This window comes from Methylobacterium sp. D54C, from assembly GCF_053345595.1.
The window spans coordinates 56,951-75,529 of the sequence record NZ_JBKFAK010000014.1; the positions used below are offsets into that span (position 1 = coordinate 56,951).

12 protein-coding genes and 1 pseudogene are annotated in these 18,579 nt (G+C 67.3%); 6 read left to right on the top strand and 7 right to left on the bottom strand.

The features are described from left to right. Nucleotides 1-181: 181 nt before the first annotated feature. The 3 genes and pseudogenes from ACLBYB_RS22435 to ACLBYB_RS22445 form a co-directional block, all read right to left on the bottom strand. Nucleotides 182-1,213, bottom strand: a complete 1,032-nt coding sequence (locus ACLBYB_RS22435) for a hypothetical protein (protein WP_447700097.1) — start codon at nucleotides 1,211-1,213, stop codon at nucleotides 182-184. Further along, nucleotides 1,210-3,429, bottom strand: coding sequence for an AAA family ATPase (locus ACLBYB_RS22440; protein WP_447700098.1), 2,220 nt, complete (start codon nucleotides 3,427-3,429; stop codon nucleotides 1,210-1,212). The genes ACLBYB_RS22435 and ACLBYB_RS22440 overlap by 4 nt, the downstream gene beginning before the upstream one ends. A 563-nt stretch (nucleotides 3,430-3,992) precedes the next feature. Continuing rightward, nucleotides 3,993-4,972 (bottom strand): annotated as a pseudogene (locus ACLBYB_RS22445) (IS3 family transposase); the annotation flags it as partial. A 195-nt stretch (nucleotides 4,973-5,167) separates the two neighbouring features. On the opposite strand from ACLBYB_RS22445, the gene ACLBYB_RS22450 reads away from it, so the two are divergent. Next, nucleotides 5,168-5,503 carry a hypothetical protein gene (locus ACLBYB_RS22450; protein WP_447700099.1) on the top strand — a complete coding sequence of 112 codons (336 nt, stop codon included), beginning with the start codon at nucleotides 5,168-5,170 and terminating at the stop codon, nucleotides 5,501-5,503. Nucleotides 5,504-5,558: 55 nt separating this feature from the next. Here the strand turns inward: ACLBYB_RS22450 and ACLBYB_RS22455 are convergent, their stop codons facing one another. From ACLBYB_RS22455 to ACLBYB_RS22465, 3 genes are all read right to left on the bottom strand, one after another. Beyond that, a complete protein-coding gene (locus ACLBYB_RS22455; protein ID WP_447700100.1) occupies nucleotides 5,559-6,395 on the bottom strand; it encodes a hypothetical protein in 837 nt (278 codons plus the stop codon). Further along, entirely contained in the window at nucleotides 6,392-8,101 is a 1,710-nt protein-coding gene (locus ACLBYB_RS22460) for an ATP-binding protein (RefSeq protein WP_447700101.1), read from the bottom strand. Before ACLBYB_RS22460 ends, ACLBYB_RS22455 begins: the two co-directional genes overlap by 4 nt. Before the next feature lie 507 nt (nucleotides 8,102-8,608). Continuing rightward, nucleotides 8,609-8,857 (bottom strand): hypothetical protein, encoded by a 249-nt coding sequence (locus ACLBYB_RS22465; RefSeq protein WP_447700102.1) that lies wholly within the window; start codon nucleotides 8,855-8,857, stop codon nucleotides 8,609-8,611. Nucleotides 8,858-9,430: 573 nt separating this feature from the next. Between ACLBYB_RS22465 and ACLBYB_RS22470 the strand changes: the two genes are divergently transcribed. After that, nucleotides 9,431-10,519: a flagellin gene (locus ACLBYB_RS22470; RefSeq protein ID WP_447700103.1), complete on the top strand. Its 1,089-nt coding sequence runs from the start codon at nucleotides 9,431-9,433 to the stop codon at nucleotides 10,517-10,519. On the opposite strand, the gene ACLBYB_RS22475 is transcribed toward ACLBYB_RS22470, so the two are convergent. Then, complete coding sequence (locus tag ACLBYB_RS22475) at nucleotides 10,491-11,552, bottom strand: hypothetical protein (RefSeq protein ID WP_447700104.1); 1,062 nt, start codon at nucleotides 11,550-11,552, stop codon at nucleotides 10,491-10,493. The two genes, ACLBYB_RS22470 and ACLBYB_RS22475, sit on opposite strands and share 29 nt — an antisense overlap. Before the next feature lie 841 nt (nucleotides 11,553-12,393). On the opposite strand from ACLBYB_RS22475, the gene ACLBYB_RS22480 reads away from it, so the two are divergent. From ACLBYB_RS22480 to ACLBYB_RS22495, 4 genes are all read left to right on the top strand, one after another. Further along, nucleotides 12,394-15,519 (top strand): MobA/MobL family protein, encoded by a 3,126-nt coding sequence (locus ACLBYB_RS22480; RefSeq protein ID WP_447700105.1) that lies wholly within the window; start codon nucleotides 12,394-12,396, stop codon nucleotides 15,517-15,519. A 282-nt stretch (nucleotides 15,520-15,801) separates the two neighbouring features. Then, nucleotides 15,802-16,446, top strand: a complete 645-nt coding sequence (locus ACLBYB_RS22485; RefSeq protein WP_447700106.1) for an AAA family ATPase — start codon at nucleotides 15,802-15,804, stop codon at nucleotides 16,444-16,446. Continuing rightward, entirely contained in the window at nucleotides 16,443-16,772 is a 330-nt protein-coding gene (locus tag ACLBYB_RS22490; RefSeq protein ID WP_447700107.1) for a hypothetical protein, read from the top strand. Before ACLBYB_RS22485 ends, ACLBYB_RS22490 begins: the two co-directional genes overlap by 4 nt. A gap of 300 nt (nucleotides 16,773-17,072) precedes the next feature. Next, nucleotides 17,073-18,203, top strand: a complete 1,131-nt coding sequence (locus ACLBYB_RS22495) for a hypothetical protein (RefSeq protein WP_447700108.1) — start codon at nucleotides 17,073-17,075, stop codon at nucleotides 18,201-18,203. Nucleotides 18,204-18,579: the final 376 nt, after the last annotated feature.

Below are 18,579 nucleotides of genomic sequence, written 5' to 3' on the forward strand. Positions count from 1 at the left end.
TAGGACCTCTGGCGCCGACGGCCGTGTGCTGATCATCGGCGAAATCGGCAGCTGAGCCAACATCGGGAGCCGGCTCGAAAACAGACGGTTGCAACGTCCGCTACGAGTCATTCACCCCCCTAGGGGGCGATCACCCTACTGGTGTGTCCAGGCTCAACCAGTTCCGGCGTAAGGCGACGCACTACGACCAGACCGCGGCCTCGTTTCTCGCCTTCTCGAACTCGCAGCCCTGCGCATCTGGACCCGATACGTCCACGCCACCTAGTCGGGTGGTTGTAGACGGTCCTGCCGCTTCAGCGTCGGCCAGGATGGCGGCGGGTGCGTTCGCTTGTAGCCATGCCCCGAGTTCTTCGCGGAAGGCGGCGACGAAGGCCGTCGCCATAGCCGCGAACTCCTTGTCGGCGCCGCAGTGCAATTGCATATCTCTCACGCTCTGCAGGACCAATTGCATAGCCTGTGCCTGCGCGGTGTCCGGTATCGCGCGGGCCGCTTCCAGGCTTTCGAGGATGCGGACCCTTTGTCCCCGGAGGATGTTCAGCTGCTTCGTCCGTGCTTCCACCAGGCCCACCCGGTTGAGTGCCAAGCAGCGGATCGTTTCTGTTCCCTCGATCGACGGCGGCCCTGAGTTGGAGCGGGGCGCAAGGATGCTGAAGTCCGACGCGTGGCTCCAACGGAGATGATCGTTCGGGTCGCTCCGGGTCGGATCGATGAGATGCGGCTGCTCGGTGGCATGGTCTTCCGACCCGGCCGTCAAGCGCGCCGCACCGACCGGAAACTGGTTAGCCTTGCCCGCGAGCTTCGCGGCCGGCCTTGCCTGAAGCGCCTCGACATCGTCGACCGTCATGTCGGCGGTCACGAGGTGCTGCCTCAAACCCTTGTTACATGGCCCGCACGTCGGCAGGAGATTGGACCAACTGTGGGCCAGCCACCAATAACCCGGGTGGAGGGGATCGCCGACGCCGCCCTTCGGCCGATAATGCTCGACCTCACGCGAGCCCTTCTCAATTGTGCGTTCGCAATAGGCGCACTTGCCGTGAAACATCTTGCGCAACGCGTCGATGACGTCGCTCCCGGCATAGGCCTTGAACTTGCCGTATGCCGCCATGCCGGGTTTCCAACCCGCGTAATGGAGCGCTGCCGCCTTCTTCTCCGACTCGGCCGCGTCCCCGCCGAGCGAAGAAGGCACCTCATCCGGTCTCTTCGCCCGGATCATGCCGGACCCCGCTCCGGCTCGCCAGGGCCGAAGGACGGCGGCGCCGCGAGCGCCCTGTAGACAGCCTCAACGGCCTCGGCGCGAACGTCGGTCCGGAGGCTGCCTGCTGGCTTCTCGCGCCTGTCGAGGAAGCGCTGGAGCGCCGCCTGGACCACCTGTTCGCCCGCGCTGTCGCCGAGCGTCAGACGGGAGACCGCCTCGCTCGTCACGTGCTCGTCGGGACGCTCGGCGACTTCCGCGGCGAAGCGAGCCACCTCGAGCTCCGTCTCGGGGTCGATGGTACTCGAGAGCCCGAAGTAGTCAGACGTGAGCAACTGTTCGGCCCGCATGCCCTTGAGGCCCGGTAGGCCTTGCAACAGCGCGATCTCGCCGTCGGCGTCGCGTTGTAGAACTACCACCTCGCCGTCCTCCATGCCCCGCAGGCAGAGCGGATCGTGGGTGGTAACGATGAACTGGACGTTCGGCAGGGCACGCCGTAGCGCACGCATCACCTGCATCTTCCAGCGCGGATGGAGGTGCGTCTCGATCTCGTCGACCAGTACCACGCCATGCGCGCGTTCGAGGTCGCGAAATCGGTTCAGCATCTGCCGGAATATGTCGGCGGCGAGCGCGAAAACCGAGCGATAGCCTTCGCTCAGTCGCTCGATCGGGACCGGTCGGTCCTCGACCTTCACGCAGATGCGTCCGTCCGTGTCCCGCACCAACTCGTCGTTGTCGCTGAGCGCCAGGATTGGACGCAACGCCCGCACGACGGCGTCGAACTGGTCGTCGGGAAGGCTGTTCAGCCAGACTCCGGGATACGGGATCGTCGCCAGTGGGTCGAAAAGCGTGCGCACGCACGCGTAAGGCTGCGACGCGGCGGCCGTGCGGCGGCGGTCGAAGTAACGTCGGGGGCCGTAGCCCAGAACGAGGGTGGCGGGAGGAGCCGAGCCGACGATGCGCCGCTGCGTTCCGTCGAACTCGATGGTGGCGTGCCCCTCGTCGAAGAGAAAACCCACCTTGAGTGAGGCGGGCTCTGGATCAAGCTGATCCCAGCGTCTCGTACTCCGGCTGCGGAGGAAGTCGTCCGCCGTCAATCTCAAGCGCCTGGCCTGCGGGCCGCCGAGCAAGGCGAGGGCTATGCCCTGCAGAACCGTGGACTTCCCTGTTGCGTTCTCACCGAGAAGCATGAGGCACGGTGCCCCACGACGTGTCCGGCGCGCCGTATTGCCCTCTATCCTGAGATGGTCGATGCCCTTGAGGTTGCTGACCTCGATGCGTCCCACGTGGCGCGGCTTCATGGACCGCACGCCCATGCGGCGTTCCTCCGGCGGAACGGAGCGCGTCACGGTCAGGTAGTCGTGGTGGTCCTGCTCGACTTCCCGCGCTTCGTCAGCCTTGCGCAAGTCGTCCAGTCGCGCGAGCACTCGACGCCGCTCCTCGATACCGGACGCGAGAAAGCGCGCCATCCGTGTCGGTAGAAGCCGTGCGGGGCCGCGCATGGACTTCCCGAAGAAGGTCATGCCCTCCAGCGCTCGCCTCAGGACGTTCAGGCGGGCGCCGGCGAAAGGACGCCTGCGGTCGAAGGCGTCCTCCACCTGCTTCCAACCGCCGTCTTCGGCCCTGGAGCTCAGCTCCATCTGAAGTCGACCGAGATCGTCCTGCCGCTGCTCGCGCAGGCGCTCGCCGCCGAGTTCGAACAGCGTCGTCGTCGCCCGCCCCCTGTCAGTCAGCGGCGCGCAACGCCCGTCCATGAGGAAATCAAAATGCCGGTCGGGTGCGTCGTGGTACGGGTCGACGAGGAGCGGCGCTTCGAGCCGGCGCACTTCCTCGAAGCTCGCCAAGTAAGGTGCTCGCTCTCCGATAACCGGAAATCGGTCTTCCCTCGCACGCGAACAATACTCACACATCGAAATCAGATTGTTCCACTCATATGCAAGCCAAGCGTAATGATTGAAATTTCCTCCGTCTCCGATGTCGCGCACGCGAGGCGGCCGGAAGTGCTGGACGCCGTTGCTGATTTGAGCGGCTTCGCAGAACGCACACTTGTGACTACAGCGTTCGGCGACCGCATCCCACAACTCACGATGGTAGAACAACTCGTCGGCGATCGGTGGTCGGCGGCTCAGTCGAGCCGCCTCGGGGCGACGTAGGTACGCGAGCAGCCGCTGCCTGTGCTCCCACACGACGGGTGAAGTCAGGATTTCCGGCACGGGGCGGCTGTCGATCCGGATCATTCCACCGCTCCGCGGTCAGTGAACGACGTCCTGGTGAGGTCGCCGACCAAGGCGCAGGATGGCCTGCCGGACCTCGGGTTGGCAATGCCCGCATCCCCTTTGGAGTGCGTCGCGCGACGTCTGCACGATGCGCCAACTCGTCCTGCCCCAAGTGCAACAAGACACGAACGGCTCGGCACTGCGCCCACGGTGTTTCCACGTGTCGCCAGATCTCAGGCCTTAGTGCTGCACCGCATTCGAAGTGACAGGCAGTCGGACCTCGTCGTGCCACGTCTGCTTACGGGAAACGCCGGAGCCGCCCGGAATCGCCGAGCTGGGCGCAAGGCAAAATGTTCGCTTTTCGCCGGAGGCTCAACGTCGGCTCGCCATGCCATCCGGACCTTCGGCGGGCATAGGTCAAATGTCCGCTTGGGGCCGATTTTGTTCTCTAATGGGTCAATGGGTGGCAGCTCGGTCCAGAGCGTTCGACGCTTTCGGGTGCCTGCGTTCTCTACGTGCTCGTGCGGCACTTGATGGGGTCAGCTGGGTGCAGAGCGGCTCGGTTGAAAGCGCAGACGGCACGAGGCCGCCGGCAGGCCCCTGAACAGATGCTCGTTCAGGCACTCGTCGCGCAAGCTCCCGTTCAGGCTCTCGACAGAACCGTTCTGCTGCGGCTTGCCGGGGGCGATGTAGTGCCACGCGACCGCACGCTCCTCCTGCCACCGCAGGATGGCGTGCGAGGTCAACTCGGTGCCGTTGTCCGAAACGATCATCAGCGGCTTGCCCCGGTCCTTGATGATCCGGTCGCGTTCGCGCGCAACCCGCTTTCCGGACAGCGACGTGTCGATCACCAGCGCGAGACACTCCCGCGTGCGGTCGTCGACCACGACGAGGATGCGGAAGCGCCGCCCGTCGTCGAGCGTGTCGGAGACGAATTCCAGGCTCCAGCGCTGGTTCGGCTCCTGGGGCACGGCGGCCGGTGCCCGCGTGCCAAGGGCTCGTTTGCGCCCACCGCGCTTGCGCACCGACAGCCGTTCCTCCCGATAGAGGCGGAACAGCTTCTTGTGGTTGAGTATGAGGCCCCCACGCCGCATCAGGATGAGCAGGCGCCGGTAGCCGAACCGGCGGCGCTCGCCGGCCAGGCTGCGCAGGCGTGCCCGCACGGCTGCATCGTCACCGCGGGTCGAGGCGTAGCGGTACGTCTTCGGCTGAAGGCCGATCAGCCCGCAGGCGCGACGCTGCGAATAGCCCTTCTCCGCGATGGCCCAGTTCACGGCCGTTCTCCGTGGACCGGGCGTCAGAAGTTTTTTCCCAGCGCCTCACGCAGCGTCGCCACGTCGAGCATCGCCTCGGCCAGGAGCTTCTTGAGCTTGCGGTTCTCCTCGTCGAGCGCCTTCAGGCGACGCGCGTCAGAGACCTCCATGCCGCCGAAACGCGAGCACCACGTGTAGAACGTCGCGTCGCTGATGCCGTGGCGACGGCAGATCTCAACGACCGGTAGCCCGGCCTGCTGCTCCTTCAGGATGCCGATGATCTGCTCTTCGCTGAACCGGCTCTTCTTCATCGTCCGTCTCCTGCTCGACGAATCCTCGCTTCAGATCGAGGGCAATCCAGGGGGCAAGGTCACCCGTCGCCCGGCAGCTCTGCTATTTCATCGCCTATCAGCATGAGCCCTCCGGGCTCGCCGCTGACGGCACGAAATATAGCAAAGGCAAGATCGACCTCGCCGTCCTGTTCGACTGGGAGTCGTGAGCGCTACTTGGCCTACGAATGCAAACGCCTGGATGTTCGAAATTCCGGTGCACGCGCCTCTCTGGCCACGGAGTACGTGGTCGAAGGTATGATGCGGTTCATCACCGAACAATATGCCCAGGATTTGCCGATGGGTGGCATGCTCGGCTATGTCATTGACGGAGACTTGGCCTTTGCCGACCAGCGCGTATCGGCGGCCATCGCCGCGCATGCGCCGCTCGGCCTAATTCATGGCCCGACCTCGCGTCCGCCGCTCGGCCCGCATTCACGGTTCGAGACGCACCACCGACGGGCCAGCGGCAGCGAGATCGATTTGCGGCACGCGCTCCTTTCTTGCATCTGATCATTCCGGACGCGGCGCTAGGCATGGTGCCTAGCGCCTTCGCGTCCCGCATGGTCTAGCGATAGGCGGGCAGATCTTCGTCGTTGAGATAGGCCAGCATGGCGGCGTTGGCCAAGACCGCGTGATAAAAGACATGCTCCCAGGCATTCCGCGTCGGATGGGCCGCGTTGTCACGAAAGAGGGTCAAGTTCTCCTCCACGTCGAGATCGGCGTCTCGAAGGCTTTGAACCAGCCGTAAGAGCCGTTGATGCTGGTTGCGGAAGAAGCGTGCGTAACGCGGGACGATGCCGAGCTCCTGGAGATGTCGGTTCACCAGGGCGCGTTGCGGCGCCGTTAGGCCAGCCACCGCGCTGAGGTCGAAGGTCGGCGTGGCAAACGGCGGCTCAATAGACAGCTCGAGCACTTGGTTCGCGATGAACACGTCGAAATAGGGGTGCAGGAAAAAGCGCGGGTCGGCGGCATCGCCCGTTTTCTCCTTCTTTTGGGTCTGGCAGGCGTCGCACATCGGGAAAAGGTTGTGGGGCGTCACGCAGAAGTGCGGATATTTACCCTTGGGAAGGTAGTGATCGAGCGTATTCGGCGCGCCGGCTTCGCCGCAGGCGGGGCACAATGACAATGCATGGTCCCGCATCGCTTCAAGCACCGCTCCTTGCACCGAGCTTTCGGTCGGCGACAGGTAGAGATTAAGGAAGCTGTTCTTCTTATGCGCAATGTCAGGCCAAGTCGGAACGAATTCAGGAGACCCTGCTGCGTCAATGTAGACCTGGACCCGATCACGCCAGTCTTGGGCTATTCCCGTGAAAAAGCCGGCGTTCTTTCCCCCCTGACGCTCCGCGACAACGTCGTCGACCAACTGGAGACTGCAGGTCGCCGGCGTGGTGAGTAGCATCACCACTGGCCACGCTCCATTGCTTTGATCTGAACGATTAGCTCTTCGTTGAGATCATCACCCAACGCGGCGATCACCGCGTCCGCCGTTTCCAATTCGTCGAGTTGCGCCTTGATCCAGGACTCAAAGGGCTTGGACACCGCCTTGTCCCCGAAGACATAAGACGAGATGCGCTGAAAATCACCACCGAACGTCTGAAAGGGCGGGTGTTTGAGCACGACATCGTCATCCGTCTTCTCAAACACATGGACGCATTGGGAAGGGATCTCGCGCACTGTCACCACCGAGTGCGTCGCCAACAGGGCCTTCGAGTTGAAGCGCGACAGGATCGTCTTCAACATGTCGACGAACTGGATCTCGAGCGTGGGATGCAGAAACAGCTCGGGCTCGTCGACGAGGATCAAGCTGTTGCGTCGAATGGCGCCCAAGATGTTGATTACGATGTAGGCGAACAGGCGCTGCCCCGAGCTCAGCTCGATCGGCTGACCTTCAAGGAAGAAAGTGACCCCGGATGCTGGCTCCACCGCCGCAGTTAGACGTTCGTCGTCGAGTTCTTCGATGCGGTCGGACCCGATTGGGATGAAACGCTGCCGGTCCGTCCCTTCGCCGACATCGAACCCTAGGGGATCGAGCAGTCCTGTCTCGCGGTAGAAGGACTCGATCCGCTTGCGCGGCATGACCTCGACGGCTGCGAAGTCGAAGCTGATCGCCGTTCGGAGCACGCGCTCCATCGTGGCGACCTTTCGCGACCAATCTCGGATCGAACGAAGCCGCCGGTCGTCGGCCAGACATTGGATCAGCGACTGCGCCGCGTTCCGTTTCGGGTAGTCGTGCGACAAGGTGATCCGCCCGCGCTTGCTCGGATCGCTCGGTGTGGTGCGACCGCGCAGGCCGAAGTAACGATAGGCCTCCTGATCCTGGAGCTTGCGGCCCGCGAGATCGACTGGGAAGCGCTCGAACGGGCTGTAGGAGATCACGACAAGCTGGCTGAGGTTCGGCTTTTCGACGAACCCCGTCTCGTCCTCCTCAGACGGCGAAATCCAGTCCCTCACCATCTGGTGGAGAAGCTGCGACTTGCCATAGCCGTTCGGTCCGATCAGCACGTTCACATCGTGCGGCAGCCGGGTCCTCGGTTGGAACTTCAGCTCGAGCGTCGTGCGATTGCCAAACACGTTCTCGAAATCGAAGCCGAGATCGAGCACCGCGATCGCTTGTCGTTCAAACACACGCCAGCCGTCTATGAAGGCTTGCGTGCTCGCGCGCTCGCGTTGCAACGAATTCCGAAAACCTGCGCTGTCGACCAGTGCCTTGGCCGCCTCGTCTTCGGCGACGTGGACAAGATAGCTGGCGTCGCGCAGTTGCTTCGCGGCTTCGATCGCGGCTTCGATGCCCAGCGCGCCTTCGATCTGTTCGTAGAAAGTGATCTCGGTCGGAACCGACACATAGTCGGCGTCCGGGATCGGAAACACGCCGTCCCAGCCTTCATTGAGCATACGATCAAGGGCGGTGCTGGACGTGAGAGCTTCTGCCACCAACAGCCGAAGGCCCGGCAGATCGACGATCTCGTCGTTCAGCCGGCATGTCACCGGAAAGCTCGTCTTATAGCCGTAGTCGTCCCAGTTGTTCGACAACAACTCGATGACATTGCCCTCAACTTGAGGAGGCGGATTAGTGCGGCGGCTCGCGCGGCCGAGATAAACAATCTGCATAAGCCCTTGCTTCTCCCGCTATGAGCAGTCGCCCCTTAAGGATTCAAACATATCAGTGATGCTGCGATCACCGGCACGCTCGTCTCGGTAGCGCTCCTTCCACTTGTCTTGCATGTGATCGGCATACTAGTCTTCGTGCTCCTCCCACTCGGCGTTGGCCTCCTCAACCCGTTTGATCAGAGCACGAACGTCGACCCCGAGCTCGTCTCGAGACAGCTCCTGCTCCAGCGTACTCGATCGGGTCCGGTCATAGCACCGATCGCGAAGCTTAAAATCCGGTTTGCGCATTGATCGGGCATCAGAGCCAGAGGGGCAAAGATAACCGACTTAATCAGATCGCCAGCCCAGAAGCGAACCCTCTGAATGTCTGCAAAGGGTCAAAATTTCACTCCGCCCCGCTCCTGCTTCCAATGAGCTTCGAAGCCGTTGCTGGAGGCACGGGAGCATGTTCGACCGCGTTCAGCGAGCAGGGCGAACTCCAGAATGTTCACAATGGTGCCGGTTACGTCAGGGCTCTGCACAGAGCGCTTCAGCCTCCCGCTTGTGCAGGACGCCATCGTATCCTGGGCAGCCGGTGAGCGCGCCATTGCGGATCTCTCGCACGGCGAACAGCAGCAACAAGGCAGCCAGCAGCATCAACACGGCCCAGGCGGTGAGGTCCGACAGGCGCTGGCCCGGCAAGAGTAGGTCGGCCACGCGACTCAGCCGCTGCCAGTACCGGCGAGGGTGCGAAGAGGAGCGGCGGCTCTCGGACATGGCTGTGATCTGCAGGTTGGAGGGGTACGACAGGGATCAGCCGAGCCAGCCACCGACCACCATGGCGAACACGTAGGTGACCAAGACGAGGGCGACGCAGACGGCGAAGCTTTCCGGGGTCGGTTCTCGCCTCATCTCGGCGCCTGCCGCACCAACTGAGGTTCGTCGCCTCGGACCTCAGCTGCGACCCCGGAGCGGACGTCCCACGACAGCGTCCTGCGACGTAGGCGGCCCACGTTGGACATCACCATCCGTATTGCGGTGATATCCAACGCAGGGAAGCGGCTTCGCTTAAGGGGAGACCGCACTAGCAGGTGCGTTGGATATCTTCTCGCGTCGAATACCGCATGCTCTCCAACGTCTTAGCGTTGCGTTGGATATCACACGCGGCTCGGCGAGCGCGGCTGCCCCAGCGATCAGAGACAGTCGCCGAAAGTATCGAATCGCGTGAGATGGCACACATAGATCTTTACGCAGCCTATCACCGGCGCTACACAAGCATCATGGCGCTGAACAGAATTGCCAATTCTGTCGTCCTTTAATTTTTAACGCTTTTTTGCTTGCGTAGACTTGGTGGACTGCGGTACAATCCAGACCATCCAGACCATCCAGGCCGCCTCCAAGGGCGTCGACACCCTGACCGCCCTCGTCAAGCAGATGCAATCCGTCGTCGCCCAGGCCCAGTCGAACGCCGCCACCAACCTGCCGAAGATGCAGGGCACGGTCGCCCTCGGCACCGCGGCCGAGGCCACCGCGACGGGCAAGAGCCAGCACGATGTGGCCGCCGCCAAGACCATCCTCGGCACCGCCGCGAGCGCGACCGCCTCCACGACCGGCGTCGTCGGCGTGGAGGCCACCAAGGCCGAGACGCTGCAGCTGAAAGCGGGCGCCAGCGTCTACAACGTCGGTATCGGGGCGAACGACACCCTCAACGACATCAACAAGTCGGGTCTGGCCACCGCGGCGATCGACGCGCAGGGCCAGCTGCAGATCACCGGCACGGGATCCGACACGCTCACCGTGCAGGCCGGCAAGATCACCGCCGCCACCGGCGCAATCACGACCGATGCGGGCGAGCTCGCCAAGCTCACCGGAGGCGCTGCGGTCTCGGCGGCGGGCGGCACCTCGGCCCAGCGCTCGGCGCTGGTCGATCAGTTCAACACGCTGCGCACCCAGATCAACCAGGCGGCGCAGGATGCGGGCTTCAACGGTACCAACCTCCTGAACGGGGACAGCCTGACCATCGCCTTCAACGAGAAGACGGGCGCGGCCCAGTCAAAGCTGTCCGTGCAGGGCAGCGCCATCACGGCCGACGCGCTCGGGCTCGGGCGCTTCGTGGATTCGGCCACCGCCCAGGCCGGGGCGAACTTCGGGGTTCAGAACAACACCGACCTGTCGAAGGCCTCCGACGCGCTGCCGAACGCGCTGACGGGGCTGAAGTCGCTGTCCTCGAGCCTGGGCTCGAACCTGTCGGTGGTGCAGACGCGCCAGGACTTCGCCAAGCAGATGGTCGACGTGCTCGACACCGGCTCGGGCAACCTCGTGAACGCGGACATGAACGCGGAGGCCGCGATCGAACCGGGCTGCCGGCCTGCTGGTCTCTGCTCAACATCCTGCCGTACTCATCGCTCCTTCAGACGCCTTCGGCCAGAAGCGCTGTGAGTTCGAGCCAGACCGAACGCCGGTAGGGATCCAGGGTCGCGACGAACTCAGTCTGCTCGTCCTGGAACATCGCCCGGGCCTGCTCGCGCGTCGCGGCCTGCCACGAGCCGCCGGGCGCAAGAGCAACGACGCAGCGGTACCATTCGAGCAGATCGGACCACAGGGCGCAACGGGCCTCCTCCCGCTCGAGCGCCTGCGAGAGCGCTGCCCGGCAGGCGGCCCCGTCCTCGGACCAGAACCACTCGAGCAGATGCGCCTCGAAGATGGGCGCCGCCCGGACGAGATCGTCATGCTCTGCGGGTAGCCGCACGAGGAGCTCGATCAGGTTCTCGCCGTCGATATCCCTCAGTGGACCGATCCGCTTCTCGAACAGGGGAAAGCGCTCACGCACGCTCTGCGGGGGCGAACGGACCTCGCACCAATCCGGCGCACACGCCTCGATCGTCGGCAGCATGGCTGCGAGCTCCGGGTCGTCATCGTGCTCGATGGGATCGGCAGCCGGTCCCGGGCCGGGGTCACCATCGGCAGGCCGCTGCGCCGTGGACGTGCCGTTGCCATCCAAATCGTCGGCTCCCGCTGGGTTGTCGCTCCGGGAAGCCGACACGGTCTCACCGCTTCCCGGATCGGTCTCGTGATCGGGAGGCGTCGGCGTCTCCACGTTTCCCGGATCGGATGAGGGTGTGACCGTCGTCTCGAGGGGCGACACCGTCTGCGCGCTCGAACCCGGGACAGGCGCGGCCGCGTCGGGCTTGCCCGACCGTTCCGCCGCCGCGGCATACAGATCCGCCATCGTCAGTTCGAGCAGGCAGGCCGCGCGTCGTTGTCCGAGCTCGTGCATCCTGCGGGTGAAGGCCTGCGTCGCGGCCTCCTGCTCAGCCTCGATCACCGCGAGCTGCCGCATCAGGCGGTTACAGCGGGCCCGCAGCTTCTCCTCGCCCCAGACGTACGGTGCGCCGGGACGCGGCTGGTAGGGCTGCAACCCGAAACGGGCGCACAGGGCCGCGAATACCTCGCGGACGTCCGGGTTGGTCACTCTCCGCTTCACGACACCACGCACCTCGCATTCGGGCCGCACCGGGGATCGGCGACGGGCTCACGCGTGAAGGCGACCAGGACGCGCGGCCAACCGTCAAGCTCCTGCTGATCGTGTCGGAGCGCCGGATCGGCTGCCCGGGCCACCGCGGCGGGCGGCCTGGGCAGCCCTCAAAATCCCGGAAGGGAACCCCAGAAGACGGCCGCCCCGACGGGCGGCGGCCGGGCTTTGCCGTTCGCTCGGGCGCGCGAACCAAAGCCCGGCCAGGACCCCGGAAGGACATCGATCCCGGGAAGGACGATCCCAGAAAGACGTCCCGGTTCGTCTCGCTCATCCGAGCCGACCCGGGACAGGGCTCAGCTCCCCTAATCCAGAGCAGCCCGGCGGCCGCTCCCGATTAGGCGGCACCTGCGCGCCGGCTTCGACTTCCCAAACAAGGGCGGACTGACCGGGCCGTCAGCCGCCGGATCGCGGTGGTTCGATCGGCTCGGCACGAGGCTGCCTGAGCCCGTTTGACGTCGCCGCCAGTCGGACCAGAGACGGGCGTGGGTGGCCCGTCAGAACGCGTCCTGTGACGGGCCCGGGATGCCTGGTGCGGCAGAACATCGCATTGTACAGCATACAACCTAGGGCGAGCCCGACAGCAGCAACTCAATTTCAGATGGTTAGCGATTCCTTACCGCTTGCCATCCATTGGTTAAGCCCAAGACGTCAGGTCAGGACACCTAATCGACTCCCACAGACCGAATCGCTCAATGCTTTTGTGCGCTTGATCGAATCGACAACCCCTGCCTAAGCTTGGCCATCTGCACTTGCCGGTGCTTGCCGCCGGCCATCGAACATGCCCGATCCAATCACCACGCACCCCTTCGTGCGCGGCGTCCTCGCGTCTCTCTGCCACGACGCGGACGGCCCGCTCATGCCCGAACACGGCCTCGACCGCGCTCGCCTGCCCGAGACGGTGCTGCGCCTGCATCGCTCGCCGGGCGTGCGCTTCGCCGGCCGCGGCGGGCGCGAGCGCCCGCTCTCGCGCGACGGGGCGGTGACCTGCCACTTCTCCCAGACCTCGGTCTCGAAGACCTCGCCGATTCTAGCGAGGATCCGGGCCGCCAAGGCGGGCCGGTGCTACCAGGGATCACGCGCCGTCGCGCACGAGGCGTATATCGAGCGGCCGGGCGCCGCCGAGCGGCTCGGGCCGGCCCGGAGCCGACGCGCCGCCGGCCGCGACGGTCCCGCGCAGCAGGTTTATCTCGAGCGCGACGGAGCGGTCGAGGCCGATCCGGACGACGCCCTCGCGCTCGCCTCGTTCGGCACGATCGGCGACACGCCCGAGGAACGAGCGCGGTTCTGGACGCTCGTCGAGGAGAGCGAGCGCTCGGCCCGGGGCGACCGGATCAGGATCGCGCCGGGGCGGGACCCGGACTGGTGGGCGCGCGCGCTCTCCGCGATCGACGACGCACCGGAGGCGGCCCGGGCCACGCTGCGGGCGGCGGGCCCGCAGCGTTCGACCCCCCTGACGCTGACGCTTGCGACCGAGGACGCCTTCGCGCTGTGGCACTGGGCCATCGGCCTCGGCGCGGACGCGCCGGTCACGATCGCGCCGGGGCGCGGCGGGCGCATCCAGACGCGGGTGATCGCCGAGCTGCCGCACGAGATCGACGCCCGTCAGCGGCTGGCCATCGTCGAGGCCTTCACGGGCAAGCTCGCGGGCAAGGGCTTTCCCTACTGGGCGGTGGTGCACGCGCCGGATGCCCGCAACGACGCCCGCAACGTCCACGTCCACATCGTCTACTACGACCGCCCGGCGCTACGGATGCCGCACCCCGACACGGGCGCACCGAGCTGGGACTTCGCGATCACCTGCGAGAGGCGGCGGGCGAACCGCACCCGGGTGCTGACGCGGCCCTACCGGCAGCCCAAGGATCGCGCCAGCCACGACCGCGCCTGGATCGGAGAGCTACGGTCGCACTGGGGCGCGTGCTGCAATGCGGTGCTGGCCGAGGCGGGGATCGCCAAGCGCTACGACCTGCGCGCCTACGCCACGATCGGCATCGCCCAGGCGCCGGGCGTGCACATCCCGGCGCGCCAGTACAACAACGAGCGCAAAGGCGCCCTGACCGAGGCGGGGGCCGACCTCGCCCGCAGGCAGTGGCAGGCCGAGGCGGACCGCATCCTCGAGGCGCGGGCCGCGGCGACCGGGGCCAAGCTCGGCCTGTTCCTGCAGCGCGGCCGGCAGGCCGAGTTCGCCGCGCCGCGCCCCGCGATGGGCGAGCGGGGTGCTGCCGGCCGTGACAGGGCCAGTGGCTCCGGCGAACCGGTGCGGGCGCTGATCCGGCGCGGGCTCGCCCTCGTCGTGAAGATCGGCCGGCTCGAGCTCGCGCGGGATCTGGCCCGGCTCGTCTGCGCGCGGACCCTGTCCCGGCCGCGCCTGCTCCTAGCGGCGAGCACGGCGCCCGCGCGCGCTCGGGGCGCCAAGGCCGATCCGGGCGGGATCACCGCCGAGGATCCCGCGGTGCCGGAGGGCGCGCCGTTCGGTCTGGCGCGCCGGAGCGAGTTCGTCGGGCTGTGCGACCGGCTCGATCGGGGGGCGGGGCAGCTCGCTGCGGCCTACGAGGCGCGGATCGCGGACGCGTCCGAGCGGCTCGACCGGATCCGGGCCGACCTCGCCCTGGCCGGGCGAACGCAGCCCGTGGATCAGGCGCGGGCGGGAGCGGCCTCCGCGGTGGGCCCGGATCCGGCGATCCCCGCTGTTCCGATCGATCCGGTCCCGGAGGCTGAGTTCACCGCACGGGTGCGGGCAAGCCTGGAGCCCGCCACGGCGGCGCTCTGGGCTCGGTACGCCGCGGCCGAGCCGGCAGAGGCCGAGGCGGCGGCCAAGACACCATCGCCGGCGATCGCCTTGCGCGAACCGACACCGAACGTGAGGCCCGCGGTGGATCCGGCGGCACCGCCACCGCCTCCGGTCGCGCCGGTCGGCACCCACGTTTCGTCTTGGTCGGACGCCGTCGCGCGTGCGGCGGAGCGGCATGGCAAAGCTCAGGTCGATCCGATCCCACCCCTGCGGCCTCGACCGCCTCAGCACGAGCGCGCCCGACCGCCCGTCTTCAGCCTCGGCGGGGCTCGCCGCTCGAACGGTGCGCCGCTGATGCAGGCCGCTCCTCATCCCACGGCCGGTCGTGCGGGCGCAGAGGCCGCGGATCCGGGCGCAGGTCAGCCGCTCGCGCGACCGCCCGAGGCGCGTCGTGCGGTCTCGCCGCCGGCCTCTTCCATGCCGGCGTCCGTGCCTGCAGCGGAGGCCGCGCGCGCAATCGTCGCGGAGAGCGTTGCGTCGACCGCCGCCTCAACGCCGGTAGCCCCCGCCGCGGTCGCGCCGGTGCCCGACAAGACCGCGGTGCCACCGAGGGCACCGGTGCCGGTACGACCGGAGCCCGAGGTCACGGACGCCACGTCGGCTCCGGTCGCCGCGGGCTTCGAGGCTGACGCACTGCCCGAGCCGGCCGCGCCGGCCCTGGCCCCATCAGAGATCGTCGCTGCTCCCGCCACCGCGGACACGCATCCCAGCCGGATCCAGCCTCCGCACTTGGAAACGCCGGCGATCCGGAGCGAGCCCGCGCCACAGGTCCTGGCACTCCAGTCCGAGCAGGCGGCGCAGGTCCGAGCGGAGAGATCCTCCACCGCCGATGACCCGATCGCGGCCCAAATCCCGACCGCGCCGCAGCGGCGCGGCGGCGAGGACGACGCGCCCTGGCCCCGGCCACCGCAGGACGGAGCGCCCGACCCGGCGCCTCGGGTCGCCCTTCCGGCCCGCCCGCCGCCCGAGGCCCCACCGCTGCGCGTGCCGCTCTCGGCCGTCCACGGCGCGGACGAGGCTGCCGCGACCGGCAAGCGTCGCGCGGGTCGGCAGCAGCACGCACCACACCCAAAGCGAAACGGACGCGGCCGCGGCGGTCGCGAGATCGGAGACTGAGATGATGAACCCCCGTGCCCATCGGACCCGACATCGCCCGCCCGCCTCGCACCTGGCGAGCGGCCGGCCCCGCACGATGAGGCTGCAGTGTCACGGCGCTGTGATGCCACGACGCCGTGGCGCTGCGATGCCGTGGCGCCACGACGCCGGGACGCCAGGGCGCTGGAGCATCACGATGCCATGGCGCTGCAGCGCCGTGACGGCGTGTCATCGCGATGCCGAAGCGTCGGGACGCCGTGATGCGGCGGTGCTTGGCCGTCCCACGCGCGGGGGGCCGTCGTGATGGACGTCCTCGCGATCGCCACCCAGAAGGGCGGCTCCGGCAAGACCACGGTGGCCGTCAACCTCGCGGTCGCCGCCCATCAGGCCGGGCGACGCGTCGCCGCCCTCGACCTCGACCCGCAGGGCTCGCTCGCCGCCTGGGCCACACGCCGCGCGGCCGACGATCCGGCCGTCGACCATCTCGGGCTCGAGCGGGTCGGGCAATTGCCGGAGATCCTCACCGCGCTCACGCGGCGCGGCTTCGACCTCGTCGTCCTCGACACCGCCGGGGCCCTGAGCCCCGCGGCCAACCAGGCGCTGCGCGCGGCCCATCTCGTGCTGGTCCCGGCCCGGCCGACCCTGCTCGATCTCCTCGCCACCGAGCCGACGCTGCGCGCGCTCGCCCAGATCGGCCTCGCCGCGCGCGTGGCGCTCATTCTGAGCCAGTGCCCGCCGCAAGGCGGGGCGCGCACCGCCGGCTACGCCGAGCGCCTACGCCGCTGGGGGCATCTGGCCGAGCCGCCGCTGACCCAGCGGGTCGACCATCAGGACGCGCTGCTGGGCGGGCAGGCCGTCACCGAGTTCGCCCCGGCCGGCAAGGCGGCGGCCGAGATCCGCGCGCTCTGGTCCTGGACCGCCCAGCGCCTGACGGAGATGCCGCGATGAGCGACCCGACCCGACGCCCGCGGAAGCGGCTCGACCTGCTCGGCAGCCTGGACGATCTGGGCGGTACACCGCCCGGCTCCGGCCCGTCGGCCACTCCGGCAGAGCGCGGCCCGGCGGAGCGGAGCCGGGAGAGTCCGGCCCCGAGCCGAGGCTCCGAGGCGACGCGGCGCACCTCGGTCTATTTGTCCGCGGCGATGCTGCGGCGTCTGAAGGAGCTCGCGCTCGCCCGCGACTGCAAGGTCAACGACCTGCTGGTCGAGGGCGCGGAGATGGTCCTGCGCGAGAGCGGACACCTGCCGTCCCCGGTCCGCCGGGACACGAGCTGAGCGCGCTCCTGCCTCGGTCCCGCCTGCCCGACCTCACGACGCCTCGATGCCGTGACGCTCCGGCATCGTGAAGCTTCGGCATCACGGCATCTCGGCGCTCCAGCATCAGGGCACCTCGGCAGCCGGGAGCGCTGCTGCGTCTCACCCCGGAGGCCGGGCAAAGACCGCCCCGCCTCCAGCCTCGATCCCCAGCGCCACGCCCCGCCGGCCGGCCCCATCCCCGGGCGCCGCGCTGCTGGGGCAGCCCCGATGCCGGGGGCACCCACCATCCCGTAGCATGAGCACAAGGAACCCACGATCATGTCGAACAAGCGCCAGATCTACGATCCCAACATCGATCGGGATCACTCTCGACCCCCAGCGGCCATCGCATCGGTCCTCGATCACATGCGCGAGGGCGTCGCGAGCCAGCGCTTCCGCCTGGCCCTTGTGGGCGCGCAGCCTTCGAAGGCCGCCACGGCGACAGCGGACCGGCACGCCGTCACGGATGGCGGTGTCGGGCAGCCACCCCGCGACGTTACAGCACCCACTGGCTCCGAGGCGTCACGCCGCCATACGGCCCGGGACAGCTTGAACGCGCGGATGCGCCCGATCCTCTACGCACTCGCGCAGAACACCGGCCTCGACCCGGCTGTCTGGAAGGCGCGCATCGATGCTCCGATGCCGTTGACCGATCCCGAGATCGTGCGCGCGCTGCCCGAGGTGTTCGCGTCCGACGCCTTCCGCGACGCCCGCGCGGCCTGCCGGGACATGACCCTGTTGCCGCCGGAACGGCGGCGATTCGCCGAAGCACCGTTCGACCTCGGCTTCCGCGGGTGCCCACCGCCGCAGATCCTGGTCGATTATCCGTGTTGGGACCTCCCCTTCGTGCCGGGAGCCCGTGCCTTGGAGCGTTGGACCATCTCGGATGCATCCGACTGGATGCTCGAATGGCCGCCCGAGTCCGGCGAGCTGAAGCATCCGATCGATCTCTGGGACGCTCCCACTGCCGACCTGTGGCTGCGCCGGCACACGCTCTTCGATGGTCAAGAGGCGGACAAGACGGACCCGCTCGTCGCCTTCCGGGAAGGGCGGTCGCGGAAGTATCCGCTCAAAATTCTGGCCGGGCTCGACGACGATGCGCTGCTCGTCTTGACCGACGCGGTGCTCTGCGAGCGCCTGCGCCGCGAGGTGATGTCCGGGCTGATGCAGGATCGCGCCGACCTCATCCATGTCGGTCTGGATATGGTGGCGTGCGGCTATCTGAGCCTGGATGATGTGCGGGCGGCAGTCGCTGCGCATGACGAGGCGCGGGAGGAGAGGTTCCGAGAAGCTTTTGCCGATAACGACGACTGGATGGGCGAGTGGATCGTCGATTGGAGCAGGAGGCTGATCGGTCTCTACGACTGGCCGCTGCGCTACGAGTCCCGTGCCGTGTCCAAGGGCGAGTGAGGCCCGAGGCGGACCGTGCTCCTGTTGACCCGAGCGCTGCGCGGTCGAAGCGGGAGGCGCCGGATCGTCCGGATCCGGCAGATGGGAGAGGGGTACGACGCCGAGACGGATGACCCTGGGTTACACATCGGCGTGGTGGGTGCGTTGGACAACACCTGAGGCCGAATGCCGGTTGTTTAGCAAAGACTTGGCGCTGCGTTGGACAACACACAACGGGGTGAACAATGGCGTTCCCACCCGAGCCGGTGCCGCCGGGGACGCGGTACCGGCTCGGCTGAGGGGATCGGGTACGAGAACAGGCGAGGACGAGAACAAGAGCGGGGAAGTTGGGCGAAGGCTCCTTCGCTGCAAACCCCTGAATGACGCGATGACGTGA